Genomic DNA, 14814 nt, shown 5'->3' with positions numbered 1-14814 from the left:
TTTAAACAGGCATCAATTTACCCATTTAGATTGCCATTTTTCCCCTTGCCAACTCCTAAAAAAAGAGTAAATCCCCGCTTAGGGGTTTGAGAGAAATGGAGGTATGAGATGAAAACTATGACCGTTATTTTTTCGTGCATTGTTGGATTTGTTCAAATAGCAAGTGCAGCTCCGCCTGCCGAGTGGCCACTTACCTCAGAAGGAAATGGGCACTTTTACGAGGTTGTCTATGTTCCAGACAGTATCAGCTGGACGGATGCCAGCAACGCTGCAGTCAACGCTGGAGGATATCTAGCCACCATCACGTCAGGGGCTGAAAATAATTTTGTTCACAACCTGATTGGTAACTCCATTTATTGGGATGGCCCATGCGGCCCATGGATTGGGGGCTTCCAGACAGCAGGTTCTCCTGAGCCGTCGGGCGGATGGCAATGGGTAACCGGCGAACCGTTTGTTTACAGCAACTGGAACAGCGGACAGCCAAATGAATTTAATAACAATAATGAAAACTGTATTCATTTCGGATGGAATCCAGAAACACCGTATTGGAATGATGTTCCTGATAGGAGGAACGTATTCGCATCGAGATATGTACAGTCATATATTATTGAATATGATGATAATCCCAGCCCAATACATTACGTGGATATTGATAACCCAACCCCCCTACCCCCATACACAACCTGGTCCACTGCTGCTAATGAAATTCAGAGCGCAGTAAATGAAGCAAGTAATGGGGACATGGTTCTTGTAAATAGTGGTCATTACGTTATCTCAAGCACGCTCGACCTACTGAAAAGTCTGAACGTGCAAAGTGTAAACGGACCTGAAGACACGATTATTGATGCGCAACATCAATGTCGGGCGGTCCGTATGTCATCTAATCAGGGAATTCTACAGCTATCTGGATTTACCATTACAGGAGGGAATTCCACACCCCCGTTTTCTAGGGGAGGGGCTATTCACGCATATGGTAACAGTATAATAACCGTGACAAACTGTTATATCCAAAACAACTCATCTCCAGGATCGGGTGGGGGTATCGGAATCTTTGCAGGAAGCGGGAAAGCTATCTCTGCAACAGTGACGGGCTGCATAATCACCGAAAATGATGCTGTCGTCCGAGGCGGGGGTATACAGGTGAAAATTGATGGGTCAGGCGACATTAAAATCAGTAATTGTATTGTTGAAAACAATCAAGCTGAACGGTTTGGAGGAGGTATTGACATATGGTTTATCCCCGGTGCCGAAGGAGCAGCTTTTGTTGAATCCTGCAATATATATTCAAACCTTTCTCTGCACCACGGAGGTGGTATAGCTGTTCATGCAGCCGATGCGGTTGCAGGTGTATCCAGAAGCCTAATCCAAAACAATACAGCAGTACGTGGCGGCGGAGTAAGGTTGGGCAAAAACTCAATGCTGTCTGATAGTCTTGTTTCGGGAAACAAGACAACACAGTTTGCAGGAGGGGGCATCAGTGGCAGCGATTCAGCGATAAGCACTGTACTAAACTGCACTATAGTGAACAATCAGGCACAAACGTATGGCGGAGGTGTCAATAAAGCATTTATCGCTAATTCCATCGTAATCGACAATAAAGCACCTAACCAACCCGACATCGCAAATGACTGCCTTCCGACATACTCCTGTTCGCCAAACCTGTTTGCCACCATAAATGGAAACATCAATAGCAACCCGCAATTCGTCAACCCCGCTAATGATGACTATCGCCTCTTAATGACATCCCCCTGCATTGATGCTGGAACAAATGCATTTGTGTATTCAGCATATGACTTGGACGGACTCGACCGAGTCAGGGATGGGGACCTTGACGGCACTCCCATTGTGGACATGGGAGCCTATGAATTAAAGGCATCTACGATTACGATCTACATCAAGCCCGGCTCCGACACCAACCACATCAACCTGAAATCAAAGGGGCGGGTACCCGTTGCCGTGATAACGACAGAGGAAGTAGATGCGATGGGTATTGACCCTGCCACGGTGCGTTTCGCCGGTGCATCTCCAGTGCATACGGCGTATGAAGATGTCGATCAGGATGGGGATACAGATCTTCTACTTCACTTCCTCACACAGGAACTTCAGTTAAGCTATACATCTACTGATGCATACCTGATCGGCCAGACCCATGATGGACAGATTCTGATGGGAGTTGATACAATCACGGTTGTTCCAAAGAAGAAATAGTTCATCGCTCTTGGGTTTGAGAGAAATGGAGGTGTGAGATGAAAAAATTGAAAATAATACTGATTGGAATGATGGTGATACCAGGAGTCACCGTCGCAAAAGTCGAGCTTCCAGATTTCCGGCCATACGGTGGACTGGACTATATGTTTATCGACACAGTTAATTATGGAGGGGAAGCGAATCTTGGAGCAGTCAGGGGAAAACTGGGAGCGGAACTGAATCCCTATCTGGCACTGGAAGGTTCTGTCGGGACAGGGGTAATTTCCGACCATGACGACAGATTCAATGATAAGTTGAAGTTGACGCAAATATGGGGGCTCTACATCCGGGGAATCTTACCGCTTCATGACCGGATAAAAGTTTATGGTCTGCTTGGTGTTACGAGGACAGAATTTGAAGGTACCCCGGCAGATACTGGCCAGACACAAAGTTATCACACAGCTGGCTACTCTTATGGCCTCGGCTTTGAAGTCTTTCCTTTGGATAACCTCGCTATAATTGTTGAGTTTGCCAGCCTGATTGATGAGCTTGAAATAAGCGGCTCACGAGATGAGAACGAGCTTGAAATATCCGGGATCAGCATTGGGGCTAAATATTACTTTTAGGGGTTTGAGGATAATGAAGGTGTGAGATGAAAATCAATATAGCAACCCCAGCAGGTCTGATCATCGCCTGTACCACCGTACTTCATGCTCAGGAAGTCTACATCGATTCCCTTGACGGGAACGGTCAACTTACCGTATCCATCCCCTCGAATTCCCATTACTCTGTAGAATGGACCAGCTCACTTACCCGCACCCCGCAGTGGCATCGTAACTGGGCTGAACTGATCAACATCCCAGGGACAAACATGACCGTCGAAATCCCCATGTTCTACCGAGTTTACTGTTACACGAACGGATTGATTATTAATCCAACGCTGAATCAAACCTACACCTATAACCTCACAAACGCATACGGAGAGTTCTGGAAAGATGAGATCACCTTGCAGGGACTAATCTATCTCCCATCTTTGACCAATACGTATACGCTATATACCGGCATTCTTTCATGGACCAACGATCAACCTGCTGGTTCCGGCGAGCCTCAAGCGGTAGGCTTCATTCGCATCACAGGACAGGAAATGTATATGGCAGACCCATTTAATCAAGTTGAATTCCCTTGGTGGAAATCAGTAGAACCGGGAACGACTTGGACTAATAGTTCATATGAGATAACAACGATGGAAGGATATGAAGACATCTCAGTTCCCGCAGGTGAATTCACTGGTTGCTATAGGTTTCATCGACGTAGAATAGGAACAACAGGATCAGACACGGGAATCAGACAATGGGTTAAGCCCGGATTTATGCATGTAAAAGAAGTGGGCTATTCAGATTATGTTAATCCTCCAGATGCAGCCCCTATTGTCAAAGAACTTCAATCATGGCAAAAAAGGTGATTAATGCCGGTCATACCCCGACCGGAATAATCCTTTCGGACTTCCATACTCATGTTCGGATCATACGACTGCAGCAGGTTTGCGAGTTCTAGTTTCATTGGGTTTCCTTTCTTTGGTTAAAGGGGTGTGGGTATAAAAAAACCACCTCGGTGATGAGATGGTCTGAGATGACTAATATGATCACAACAATGCTCTAGTATATTTTACTACTCATTGATTTTACAATTGTTACAAATCTTCTTCTATCCACCCTTCGTGTCCATTATGATGATCAGTCTTCGCTCTAATAGATAAGCAGGAGATCACTCATGGCCACAAACCCGGCAGGAAAAGGCACCAAGACTATCGGCATTAATATGAAAGCTGATATAGCCCAGGAACTGGAACGCCGGGCCGCTTCTATGCAACTGTCTACTGGAGCCTACTGCAAAATCATTCTTGGTCAGTGGCTTGAATCTGGAAAGAAACTTCAGTTGAAGGAAAACTAGGGGACCGGCATGTACGAGATCAGAAAAAGCAACAGCCACCTGTTCGTGGAGCTTCAGGATGACTTTGACTACCCCATGATCCAGACCATCATCCGTCACGAAACGATGCTGAAAGAGTATCCCCATACAAACGATATCTGGCTTATCGGAAAACACCGTGCAGACATCCGGCTGGGAGAACTAGAAACCATGGTGCGGGAATTCCACTGCTTGTGCCCTACTGATGCCACCCGCACAAAAACCGCAGTTGTCGTGAACGAAGGCCTTACCGGAGCGATATTTGAACTTTGGGTCAAAGGCATTCAAAAGCGTGTGGCATTCGATATCAGGATTTTCCACACGATGGAAGAAGCCGAAGAATGGCTAGGGATTGCTAAAAAGCAAGTGGCTTAGCATTACAGTGTGATGACCAGAGAACGGAGGTTAAAATGAACCGTGCTCTTAATAATAAAACCTGGATCAAAGGGCTGACCATGGAATGCCCACACGCCATACCGGTGAGCGACTGCCCTCTGAACGGATTGCGAAGCCTCCCTATTTCCGAGGCCAACAGAGTGATCAACGAATTGAGCGACGAACAGGTCAATGCCTACATGAAGACCCATCGAAAATGTTATAATCATCGGGTGAAAACGCAGACCGTTTAAACAACACATCACTATTTTCAGCCACCGTGCACACCCTGCACGGACTCTATATACAGCGTATAGCAAACCTATCTTTTCCCAACATTGATTAGGTAGGATAGGTTTCTCATAAGCTAAACTTTCAGCCCGTGCAAGGCGTGCATAGTCATTCTAACAATGCTGATTCAGCATCCCCTTGAAACAGGAACTCATCTAAACATTCCTGTATTGAACAGATATCCGAATCAACCAGATCAGCCACGACCGCTATCGCTGATGGACTGACCTCAATGGTATCGTCACCGCAATGCTTCAGTAGACCCAGCAGATGAGCCACAGCAACAATACGGTCTACCCGTTTTGTAACGGCGTTCCTCGTTTCCAGATACCGCTCTAATACCTCCCTATCGATTTCATCCGCTTTCATAGCCACCTCCTTCGAGCATTAGCGGTTCATTCATAACGAGCTTAGGCTTTCGCAGACCAGCAATCGCCTTCACCCCCGAATAGGCTCCAACGCCCAAACCAGTAGCAACAGCCACACCTCCGGCTCCCATCAAAACGAAGCTGGAGCCATAAACGAGCACTCCCACGGCAGTCATACCTAGGCCGAACGTTGATCCAGTCCCGAACGGGGTGCCGTAGTTGCGGTGATTCACATATCCGCTGACACCTGCGACTAGTAACCCGATGCAGACCAATCCTTGACCAGCGATGGCCATCAATGGAGACACAGCAATCCCTGCTGCACCGACACCGATGGCCCCGACCGAGGACAGAACCGGATGATTCGAGACTACCTCCCCTGCCGCCTGAAGGTGCCTCTCGGCACTCGCAGGCAGAACCGATTCCAGCTTCTCCAAGGGACCATCCCTGACAGGCATAGAGCGTGTATCCTTACAGATCACAGCTCCACACATCCCGCAGTAGTTGGCCCGACTGAATTGCTCCTGGGTCAGACCTTCCCCGCATTGTTCACACCAGCGGTAAGCCATCAGTATTCCTCCGGCAATAGAAGCGTAGTTGCTGAGCGATCCGCTTCTGTGATTACCCAGATTTTGGTGCCGTCTTCCAACCGGTACGCCGACAATATCCTGAGGTCATCCGCAAGGGCTTCATCGTTAGCGGTTTTGTCCTCATCGCAGAGATCGCCCCAGTCACCCAGAGCATGTTTGACAAGGAAGTGGCTGGCCAACTGACCGGCTTTCTCCAATGCCTGTAACGCTCCTGGTGTTGCAACGATCTGTCCCAAAGTAAAAAGCCGAGCCCCATTTGGGACCCGGCCTTCGCCTGCTTTCGTATCCATAACCATTTTATTCTCCTTGGTTGTCTATCCATATGTCGTACTCGTGTTCGGCATCTGCCTTCTGCCAGTTCCAGCCATACGTGGTGTTCACAATGGCAATCTGTTCATCGACGCTATCTGTGTCTTCGTACAGATAGGCTCTAGTGATCCTATCCACCAATTCAGTATCTGGACCTCCTCCGACGAACTTTCCTTCGGGGGTTTTGATAACTACTTTGCTCATTGTGTATCCTCCAGGAATCCCGACACGCCTTCAGTCGGTTCATTGATGTACCAGCTCACTTCAACACCGAGATTGTTGGCCTCGATGTACAGAAGCAGCTTTTCGTAGACACCTTCCGGTGGGCACCATGCAGTCAGGAAGCAATAGACCAATTCACCATTACTAATTAGCGAATCATCCAGCGTACACTGGAAACTGTTCCACTTGGTTCCCCAGTTGGCTCGACGCCAGTCATACCAGTTATCATGACCGAATTGGTTCCGGAGTTCTTCGACTGAAACGATCTTCAGTCGACTCTTCAACAGCTCCTTTGGTTCCGGCACCAATGCATTGAAATCAAATAATGATTCCTTACCCGCCAGGTGATCTTTGATACGGACAGCTGTCTCTTGTGTTCGGCACTTCAGTGTCACCTGATTCATGCAGTGATTAGGCATTTGGTTCTCCTTCCCATTAGCTGAAGTGACATAGGCCTGCTTCCCGTAGCGATAACGCTCGATCCCCGATAACCACGTGATCCAGGATTTTAATCCCCATGATCTCACCAGCTGAAATGAGCTGACGGGTTATTTTGATATCCTCTGCTGATGGTGTTGAATCACCGGAGGGATGGTTATGAGCGAGAATGCACGATGAGGCGCCGCTCAGGATCAGAGGTCTGAAACATTCACGGGGATGGACTAGAGCCGATGAAACTGTTCCCAATGAAACGAGGTGCTTTTCTATGACCTTGTTCTTTGCATTCATTGCTATGACGACAAAGCATTCCTGGGCTGCCTCTTTCAGCTCACTCAGGTATCGCTCCACATGTTCGGGTGTCGTGATGAGCGTCCCATCTATTGCCGCTTCTCTGACGGCCAGTTCAGTTTTCAATTGCAGTACCATGGTATTCCTTTCGATTTTTGGGTTTAGTTGAGTTACGAGTGATGCTTAAAACGCATTGCAAAGTGGTCATTTGTCCCGGTTTTAGATAATGTCGGGATATTTCGGAGGGCGTTGGGGCTATTTGGTTTCAGGAAAAGCAAAGGGGGCAAACACCGGGAAGATGAATTTGCCCCCTCGTACCAGTATGCGGTGGGTATGGGAAATTTAACGAAAACCGTTATGTTCTATATTCGAACACATAAAGGCATGGTTATGCTGCCTTGGATTCAGCCTTCGAATTGCATCCCCACTCCTCACATGCTCCCTTGAATGGACAGTCACCACATGCAAAGGAATCGTGACTGGGATAGTACAGATCATTAGCAACCACGGTTTCAGCCTTCGCTACTAGCGATCCAAGCAGATCCCAGCTTCGTTGCCCCCGTGATGTGGTATGGGATTCAAACACTGGCTTCTTGTTTTTGACGCTAATGTCGAATCTGACCTGCGGATTAAATCCGTGTTTCAAATGATAGGCCCAACTATAAGCTGTTGCTTGCAACGATTTATGAGCCTTAGCGGGATTCCATCGGGTTGCCGATGTTTTCCAATCGATCACTAACGGCTTCCCATCCTTCTCCACCACTAGATCAAATTCACCCACCAACGGTTTGGACAGGAACTTCCCATCATGGATCACAGGTACACAGAAAGCCTCACTGACTTCGATCACCCTCTCGGAGTCATCGATGTTATCCCATGCGATACTGATTAAACCTCGGCCCTGTTCCTCAACGCCATCGGCATCCAGTTTTCCGTATTTGATATTCTCTTCCCCGGATGTCTTGCGCCAGTCTTCGGTGTACAACTGAAGAGCTTCATCAATCGTTAATGGCATTTCCACTTTCCTACAAAGGAAAATCTGGTCCAGCGTTCGGTGGTAAACTGACCCGGCTACTAGATTCACCGATGTATGCGTGGGTTCCAGTTTAGCGATCTTCTGGAAGTACCACTGTAGCGAGCAGATATTCAATAGACTGTTGAGTGAACTGAAACTCCAGTGGGGTCGCTTTCGTAACTCGGATAGGGTTTGCATATTAATTCTCCTTTCGTGAACACAAAAAAGCCCCGCTATCCACGAAGGGACAACGGGGCTACTCGATAACTACTGAGGCAGGTTCTAGGCTGCCTGTTTCAACACATCCACAAAGCGGGATGCATCCGGCTTGGTGAGCTGATATACAGATTCCACTCCATATAACCGACCAACTTCGATATTGAGTTCCGCTAACGGTTTATTCCGGGCTTTACCCAGGCTCAGGATGTACGAAATCTGCTTATTAGACGCAGGGCCAGGATCTCCAGGTTTGCCTTGTGAGCGTTGCTGCGGTTTACCCGAACCGTTAGCCGTCTTACCCGCTATCTCGTCTTCCACGGACTGCTCTACAAGCCTGAAGGTCTCATGGATCTTCTGTTGCAGCTCCTGAGCCGTTGCTCCGGTTGGAAGTTCGACTTCCACACATGCTAAAAACGACCGACTAGAATATTCCTGGTCGGCCGGGACTTTCTTTGAGTATGACGCATTGAGCTTAATCATAGTTGGTCTCCTTTGGTTTGTTGTCTGGACACAAAAAAGGCCACCAACATGAGCTGGAGGCCGTACAATTCTTGATTTCTGAGGGTAATGATTCCCCTGTAACTATTATTCCCTGTTTTTGGGAGAAATTAAGCTGAGAGAGAATATAGGTGCCCAAAACACCCCATTTCAGCCGTTTTTTACACGTAAACAGCGGTATAAACCCTTAATAGAGAAGACCTTTTCTATAGGGTTACGTGCCTAACTATGTATATTTATATATAAATATATAAATCCAGCTTCGTACCTCAGCTTTCAATTTGCCCTTTCTCTTATCTGATTTGGGATGATTGAGGTGGTGATTTATAAGTGAGTCTATTCCGAAGATGGAGTGGTTGTTATCTTCCGGGCCAAAATTACAGCATCCCCTTTGATACCGGGGAAGTCATGACTTTGGAATGCGTTCCAAAACCGAAGCTCATAAACCCACAGAATACCCCCTCTCGCTGTTAGGAATTCCGGGCTACGTCATCACCCACCTCACATGCTCTAATGCCGGAGAAGACAGCATTCTGCTGCGATTAGAACAATGCATTTCCATCCGAACACAAAAAAGCCCCCGTGAGTGACGAGGGCGGTCTAGTTGATGAGTTATGAGGCTAATCCCCTGCTCATTTATTATTTCTAGCAATTGGTTGAGTTGCGGGAACTCAGGTTGCAATTTCCTTCCAGATCACCTTCTGCGTTTCATTACCCATATTAGAAGAATAACTGTGCCGGCAATGATGCACAGAGACCCATCAACAAAACGGTTGAGTGCATAGTTAATACCACCCAATGCAATTGCCACCATGGCAATATAGAGCATTCCTTTTCCGGTTTGTCGTGTTGGTGGTCTCTTTTTCATCGGGAGGAACGTTCGAGGTGAGCTGGTTTGGAATCAGTTGTTACCTTGACGGACAACCTCAGGTGGCTGGTTGGCTGATTTTCTCTTTATGGATTTTTAGTAAATAACGTAACGCTAGAATTGCTCCAACTGTACCTAAAATTAGTGGTATCAGTCTAATGAGCATATCTACTGTGGCGATGGTTAGAATTTGTGCCTCAGTTGAGTGTTCCGTGGTCACCATCGAATTTCCTGTGAAGTATACTCGGTTATTCCAAAACCAATTAATTACTCCGCCAACTTCAGCCCAAATTAATAATTTTATAAATTTAAGTTTATGAAGTTGGTACAGGATGATGAATCCAGCTCCCCAAATGAAACATGAGGCTAGCCACATGACATTTTCTAAGCCTGCGATGACTCTCGCAAATTCAGCAATCTTGTCCCATGTCTCTACTTTGATATTCATTTTTTATCTCTAGCCAACGTTAAACATGAGCCGCTTGGGAATCAAACTCTGACCGAATCGACCGGCGTTGTCCAAGTAGGCTCAATGTTCTGGTTCGCCTGATTTGTTTTTCTTGAATTCTCTAACTACTGAATTGATGAACAAAAAAACGATAAATGGGACTATGGCCCATCCCGTGGCTTTCAGAGGAGTCATTACCATTACGTGAATAGGATAATCCTCACCACTGTTTATCAAATGGTCAGATGGGGGGATAATTTTGTAATGCTTGTGGTGAATTTGAGCTTCATTTTGAACAAAGTAAAATTTCCTTGAATTCGAAAAGCTCAAGATCACCGACAAAACAATGGCAGACGCCAAGGCTGGTAGCATTCCATCTTTATAAATCTGGTTGATAATCTTTGTCATTGGTCTGTTTTTTTAGTGGCGAACGTTCAGGCTGACCTGCCGTGCACATAAACCTTGACCGGATCAGCGGGCGTTTTCACGGTAAGGTCAAGGCTCTGGTTGTGCTGCATTTAAGTTTCCATGAACATGCTCTCGAATATTATCATTTAGTTCATCGAGTGTAGAATTAAGCTTCTCAACTGATTCTGTTAATCTTTTCCAATCAGGCCCTCTGAGTTTTTGGATATAACTTAATTCAAAATCTATTTGAAAATCACTAACGATGTCTTTTAGGGAGAGGCAAGTTTCATAAACAACGGGAGGGATGAATGGTTTGTTTTTATATACGACATCTTTAAATTCATTTGCTGAGTCAATGTAGGTTTTATATCGATCCTCAAACATCTTCTTTTTTTCTTCATCATCCTCTGGAACAAAATCCATCATGGGACGCAGAGAGCGAGCTGCAGCTTGAAATTCCCAAGATGAATTCCAGACGTCTTTTAGGATTTCATACTCCTTTTCAAAAACCCATTTCCATGCATGGGATTGCCGATGGAATTGGGATTTAACATTTTCGACTTCATTGGTTATTTTCCCGGTATCTTCAATGGTCGCTAGATTCTTGGCCTTTTCATCAACATATTTTTGTGCACCATTTTTGAAGATGAAAAATAAGGCGATTGCTATATACCCCGCCCAAGATCCGATTGATTCTAAAAGTTCCATATCCATATTTTCCATGCACAACGTTAATCCTGACCCGCTTGGGAATCAGACGTTGCCTTCAAAACGGGCGTTGTCCAAGTAGGGTCCAGGATCTGATTGGTAATTATTTTTTGTTTGTTGATTCTACGAAAGCTGGCACATCAATTACGTATCGATAACCTCCATCACGAACATTGCCCGTATCGTCAATGTAGAGATATGTTTTTTGAGCGAGAGCGATTGGGATTTCGGGACTAAATTCAAGTTCTTCCATTCCGTATCGACTCCGCTCGGAGGCAGGGGAATATCTACCTCGTGACTCAGTCACATTGATAACGTTTTTAAGTTTCTCATCAATGGCTTCATTAATTTTACCGATCAAATCTGGCTTGTTCTTAATAAAATCAACTTTGGCCAGAACTTCGTCAAACTCTACTTTTTGATGGAGCTTTCTTCCGCTTATATAATAGGGTTCTTCTAGACGATTCTGAAATGTCACCAGCCAACACTTCGACCATTTGGGAACTCCTTCAATTTTCAACGTATACGATGAGTTTGAAGATTGAGAACAAAGCACATCGATATAGATCATCTCATCTTCGTTAATATTTTCTGGTGTTACTATTTTTACTCCCCACATTCCCATTTATCATTCTCCATTAAAGGTCGAGCTTTCCTATAATTTCATTCTTGCCCCTCTTTTTATAAGTGAAGCTTCCGGTCATTTCTAAAACTATCGATTTGGCTATTTCCATGTGATTTTGAACAACTGCGAATTTGGATTTGAGTTTGGGCTCCAACTCGAATGCATGATAAATTTGGCTGTATAAATCTGTTAATACTTCACAGATCCGTTGGTTGTTAAATGAATCATTATTTAGACTCTTCCTGTGAGCTTCAGCGGTTTGTATTAGATCGTTTCTAGTCGTGTTTGATGTGAGCTGTGATTTTGCTATCTCTTCACTGTCTCTAATCAAAAGGGAAATTATCTTTATGGGAGATTTCATGTGCTCTCTCCTAGCTTAATGAGTGGGTTCATCAATTATTTTTGCAAAAATCAGTAGTTTTCTAATTAACGGAAATGGCTTTTTCTCACGACTCTCTAATTCCTTTTTGATTCTCTTTTTTTCTTTTTCCGATTTTCCCCAGAATAAATAGTCACTGGTCGAATTCTCATCAGGTTCTATGCAGATTGTTTCTTTCTTCTGTGACGAGGTTAGCTTGATGTCTAATGGATCTTTTTTCTTCGGAATAATCCGATATGTGTACCATCCGTTATATTCACGTGTCGGAACAACGTATTGATGTCGGTTTGACCTCATCTGGTGAGGTTTCTTTGTTGTGATGAAACGGTGAGGTTTATTTCTTGTCATCATTTATTGTGCATCGAACGTTCAGCCTGACCTGCCGTGCCTTGTTCATTGCCTGACTCGACGGGCGTTTTCACGGTAGGCTCAATGTTCTGGTTGGCTCATTATTTTTAATATTGGATCGCTGTCTTTTACGATGGATAATAGACGAATTGGGTTGGTGTTAATCAGGTTTCGAATTTCTCCAACATCTCCAGATTTTGAAAGCTCTGTGTAATATTTACCTAATTTGTCGGGATGGAGTTGCTTCCCAAAATATGAGTTCATATGTTGGTAACCATCCTCTGGGTTGGATTTTGTTTCGGTAAATAGTGCATACACGTTTTCTTGATAGATCTCTTTTGGGTTTCCGTCAGGAGTGAGTGTTACCGAAAAATCTGCACAAAGAACAATGTCACTGGTTTTGAATAAAACCAAATACTTGAATTCGGTAGTTGTCGACAAAACGTCAGGAGAATCTTTCAGCTCAGAACGGTGGGTTGCAGTTTTAGTGACAAGGTGGGGTAAGTCAGATGGGAAAATTTCGAGTGATGGGCGTTGTGAAAGCAACCATTCCTGGGTTTCAGGGAGTGCTTCGTAAACTATGTCGTTTCCTTTAACCCAATGAGAATTTTCAAACCAGATAATTGCACCAAACAAGGCCAGTATTGAGAGGGGAATGATGAATAGTACTAAAGCTATTATTAATTTCTTCATTTAATTCTCTCTAGCCAACGTTCGGGCTGAGCTGCCGTGAACATAAACTTTGACCGAATTGATCGGCGTTTTCACGGTAAGCTCAAGCCCCTGGTTGGCTGATTTTCTCTTTATGGATTTTTAGTAAATAACGTAACGCTAGAATTGCTCCAACTGTACCTAAAATTAGTGGTATCAGTCTAATGAGCATATCTACTGTGGCGATGGTTAGAATTTGTGCCTCAGTTGAGTGTTCCGTGGTCACCATCGAATTTCCTGTGAAGTATACTCGGTTATTCCAAAACCAATTAATTACTCCGCCAACTTCAGCCCAAATTAATAATTTTATAAATTTAAGTTTATGAAGTTGGTACAGGATGATGAATCCAGCTCCCCAAATGAAACATGAGGCTAGCCACATGACATTTTCTAAGCCTGCGATGACTCTCGCAAATTCAGCAATCTTGTCCCATGTCTCTACTTTGATATTCATTTTTTATCTCTAGCCAACGTTCGGGGTGAGCCGCCGGTGCGCATAAAACGTTGCCTGACTCGACTGGCGTTTTCACCGTAGGCTCCAAGTTCTGGTTGTGAATTATTTTTTCTGTTTAGCACGACTGAACTGATATGCAGGAATCTTTGATTCAAAATCAGACCAATCTGTATTTTGATCAACTCCAACAAATGGTATCCAGATTGTCTTTTCAACGACTTTGCATGCAATAGGGTCAATGAGGTTTTCTGCTCTTGTAACCCCACATTCAATTGAATGCCCATCAGCTACAACATCGGCTCTGATAATTCTTCCATATGCAACTCCTTTGTATTCTTTTGGAAGGATCGATCCTTTTGGTGACCTTCTATCTCCAGTCCGAGGAGGAATTACAATTTCCGTTTCATAATTCCAGAACTCTTGATACATGGATTTCCGTTGTTGTGGGATGACGACACTCAAAAAACGCATAAGTGCAAACCATTTCAAAAATCCATGTTGCCTTGATTCTGATTTATCAAATGCATCTCTGAATATTTCAGAATATACCTTATGATTCGCTCTTGGTGGAGGAACTGGATCAATATTGATTTCCTTAATATTCACGGGAAATTGAGGACATGCTGTTTCAATCCATTGTTTTACAGTTTCAATATCATGTTTATCTATTGGACATAACTTCCGTGCTTCTTGTCGGATTTGTTTAGATTCTTCTGATGATGTAGTTCGTCCAGTTCTCCAAACTCTAAACAAATAATCAGCTATATCTTCTAATCCTTCTTCACGAAGATCCGTTTGATATTCCATCGCCGGTCCAACATTGGCACCAGCCTCCAATAGGATCTGAACTATTTTCTTATTACCCCCTAATGCTGCATCTACAATGAGGGCCACTCCCTCTTCATCAGTAGCGTTTAGGTTTGGGTTGTATTTCAGGAATTCTTCAACGAGACCTAGATTTCCTTTGAGGCATGCTAAGCGCAGTTGTGGATCAATATCTTCAGCAATGTGCTTGGTTTGCATTTTTTATGTCCTCACAACGTTAAACGTGAGCCTTGCTGCACATAAACTTTGCCTTACTCAGCCGACGTTTC

The 14814-nt window shown here is 44.7% G+C and carries 23 protein-coding genes; 6 read left to right on the top strand and 17 right to left on the bottom strand.

Features of this window, described 5'->3' with window-relative positions; translation table 11 throughout:
* Positions 1–108 precede the first annotated feature (108 nt).
* The 6 genes from E9954_RS01990 (at position 109) to E9954_RS01965 (ending at position 4784) form a co-directional block, all read left to right on the top strand.
* Complete coding sequence (locus E9954_RS01990) at positions 109–2208, top strand: right-handed parallel beta-helix repeat-containing protein (protein WP_136077573.1); 2100 nt, start codon at positions 109–111, stop codon at positions 2206–2208.
* A gap of 38 nt (positions 2209–2246) precedes the next feature.
* The gene (locus tag E9954_RS01985) at positions 2247–2813 is read left to right on the top strand and encodes a porin family protein (RefSeq protein WP_136077572.1); all 567 of its coding nucleotides are present in this window, start codon (positions 2247–2249) and stop codon (positions 2811–2813) included.
* 26 nt (positions 2814–2839) lie between these two features.
* A complete protein-coding gene (locus tag E9954_RS01980) occupies positions 2840–3649 on the top strand; it encodes a hypothetical protein (protein WP_136077571.1) in 810 nt (269 codons plus the stop codon).
* Between the two features lie 308 nt (positions 3650–3957).
* Positions 3958–4137 carry a hypothetical protein gene (locus E9954_RS01975; RefSeq protein ID WP_136077570.1) on the top strand — a complete coding sequence of 60 codons (180 nt, stop codon included), beginning with the start codon at positions 3958–3960 and terminating at the stop codon, positions 4135–4137.
* Positions 4138–4146: 9 nt separating this feature from the next.
* The gene (locus tag E9954_RS01970) at positions 4147–4530 is read left to right on the top strand and encodes a hypothetical protein (RefSeq protein ID WP_136077569.1); all 384 of its coding nucleotides are present in this window, start codon (positions 4147–4149) and stop codon (positions 4528–4530) included.
* Between the two features lie 35 nt (positions 4531–4565).
* Entirely contained in the window at positions 4566–4784 is a 219-nt protein-coding gene (locus E9954_RS01965; protein WP_136077568.1) for a hypothetical protein, read from the top strand.
* A gap of 145 nt (positions 4785–4929) precedes the next feature.
* Here the strand turns inward: E9954_RS01965 and E9954_RS01960 are convergent, their stop codons facing one another.
* From E9954_RS01960 to E9954_RS01880, 17 genes are all read right to left on the bottom strand, one after another.
* The gene (locus E9954_RS01960; protein WP_136077567.1) at positions 4930–5190 is read right to left on the bottom strand and encodes a hypothetical protein; all 261 of its coding nucleotides are present in this window, start codon (positions 5188–5190) and stop codon (positions 4930–4932) included.
* Positions 5177–5626 (bottom strand): hypothetical protein, encoded by a 450-nt coding sequence (locus tag E9954_RS01955; RefSeq protein WP_136077566.1) that lies wholly within the window; start codon positions 5624–5626, stop codon positions 5177–5179. Before E9954_RS01955 ends, E9954_RS01960 begins: the two co-directional genes overlap by 14 nt.
* Before the next feature lie 131 nt (positions 5627–5757).
* Positions 5758–6075 carry a hypothetical protein gene (locus tag E9954_RS01950; RefSeq protein WP_222847017.1) on the bottom strand — a complete coding sequence of 106 codons (318 nt, stop codon included), beginning with the start codon at positions 6073–6075 and terminating at the stop codon, positions 5758–5760.
* Position 6076: 1 nt separating this feature from the next.
* Positions 6077–6292 (bottom strand): hypothetical protein, encoded by a 216-nt coding sequence (locus E9954_RS01945; RefSeq protein WP_136077565.1) that lies wholly within the window; start codon positions 6290–6292, stop codon positions 6077–6079.
* The gene (locus E9954_RS01940) at positions 6289–6729 is read right to left on the bottom strand and encodes a hypothetical protein (protein ID WP_136077564.1); all 441 of its coding nucleotides are present in this window, start codon (positions 6727–6729) and stop codon (positions 6289–6291) included. The genes E9954_RS01945 and E9954_RS01940 overlap by 4 nt, the downstream gene beginning before the upstream one ends.
* A gap of 16 nt (positions 6730–6745) precedes the next feature.
* Positions 6746–7177: a JAB domain-containing protein gene (locus tag E9954_RS01935; protein WP_136077563.1), complete on the bottom strand. Its 432-nt coding sequence runs from the start codon at positions 7175–7177 to the stop codon at positions 6746–6748.
* A 250-nt stretch (positions 7178–7427) separates the two neighbouring features.
* Positions 7428–8252, bottom strand: coding sequence for a RecB family exonuclease (locus E9954_RS01930; RefSeq protein ID WP_136077562.1), 825 nt, complete (start codon positions 8250–8252; stop codon positions 7428–7430).
* A gap of 84 nt (positions 8253–8336) precedes the next feature.
* Positions 8337–8753: a hypothetical protein gene (locus tag E9954_RS01925; RefSeq protein ID WP_136077561.1), complete on the bottom strand. Its 417-nt coding sequence runs from the start codon at positions 8751–8753 to the stop codon at positions 8337–8339.
* Between the two features lie 944 nt (positions 8754–9697).
* Complete coding sequence (locus tag E9954_RS01920; RefSeq protein ID WP_136077560.1) at positions 9698–10087, bottom strand: hypothetical protein; 390 nt, start codon at positions 10085–10087, stop codon at positions 9698–9700.
* Between the two features lie 81 nt (positions 10088–10168).
* Positions 10169–10495, bottom strand: a complete 327-nt coding sequence (locus E9954_RS01915; RefSeq protein ID WP_136077559.1) for a hypothetical protein — start codon at positions 10493–10495, stop codon at positions 10169–10171.
* 87 nt (positions 10496–10582) lie between these two features.
* Positions 10583–11218 carry a hypothetical protein gene (locus E9954_RS01910; protein ID WP_136077558.1) on the bottom strand — a complete coding sequence of 212 codons (636 nt, stop codon included), beginning with the start codon at positions 11216–11218 and terminating at the stop codon, positions 10583–10585.
* An 88-nt stretch (positions 11219–11306) separates the two neighbouring features.
* Complete coding sequence (locus E9954_RS01905; RefSeq protein WP_136077557.1) at positions 11307–11828, bottom strand: LPS-assembly protein LptD; 522 nt, start codon at positions 11826–11828, stop codon at positions 11307–11309.
* 13 nt (positions 11829–11841) lie between these two features.
* Positions 11842–12189 (bottom strand): hypothetical protein, encoded by a 348-nt coding sequence (locus E9954_RS01900; protein ID WP_136077556.1) that lies wholly within the window; start codon positions 12187–12189, stop codon positions 11842–11844.
* A gap of 15 nt (positions 12190–12204) precedes the next feature.
* Positions 12205–12558 carry a hypothetical protein gene (locus tag E9954_RS01895; RefSeq protein WP_136077555.1) on the bottom strand — a complete coding sequence of 118 codons (354 nt, stop codon included), beginning with the start codon at positions 12556–12558 and terminating at the stop codon, positions 12205–12207.
* A gap of 78 nt (positions 12559–12636) precedes the next feature.
* The gene (locus tag E9954_RS01890; protein WP_136077554.1) at positions 12637–13248 is read right to left on the bottom strand and encodes a hypothetical protein; all 612 of its coding nucleotides are present in this window, start codon (positions 13246–13248) and stop codon (positions 12637–12639) included.
* 82 nt (positions 13249–13330) lie between these two features.
* A complete protein-coding gene (locus E9954_RS01885; RefSeq protein ID WP_136077553.1) occupies positions 13331–13720 on the bottom strand; it encodes a hypothetical protein in 390 nt (129 codons plus the stop codon).
* A gap of 102 nt (positions 13721–13822) precedes the next feature.
* The gene (locus E9954_RS01880) at positions 13823–14743 is read right to left on the bottom strand and encodes an ankyrin repeat domain-containing protein (protein WP_136077552.1); all 921 of its coding nucleotides are present in this window, start codon (positions 14741–14743) and stop codon (positions 13823–13825) included.
* Positions 14744–14814 lie beyond the last annotated feature (71 nt).

Source organism: Pontiella desulfatans, from assembly GCF_900890425.1.
Classification (GTDB): Bacteria; Verrucomicrobiota; Kiritimatiellia; order Kiritimatiellales; family Pontiellaceae; genus Pontiella; species Pontiella desulfatans.
This window is presented reverse-complemented; position numbering and strand designations above follow the sequence as displayed.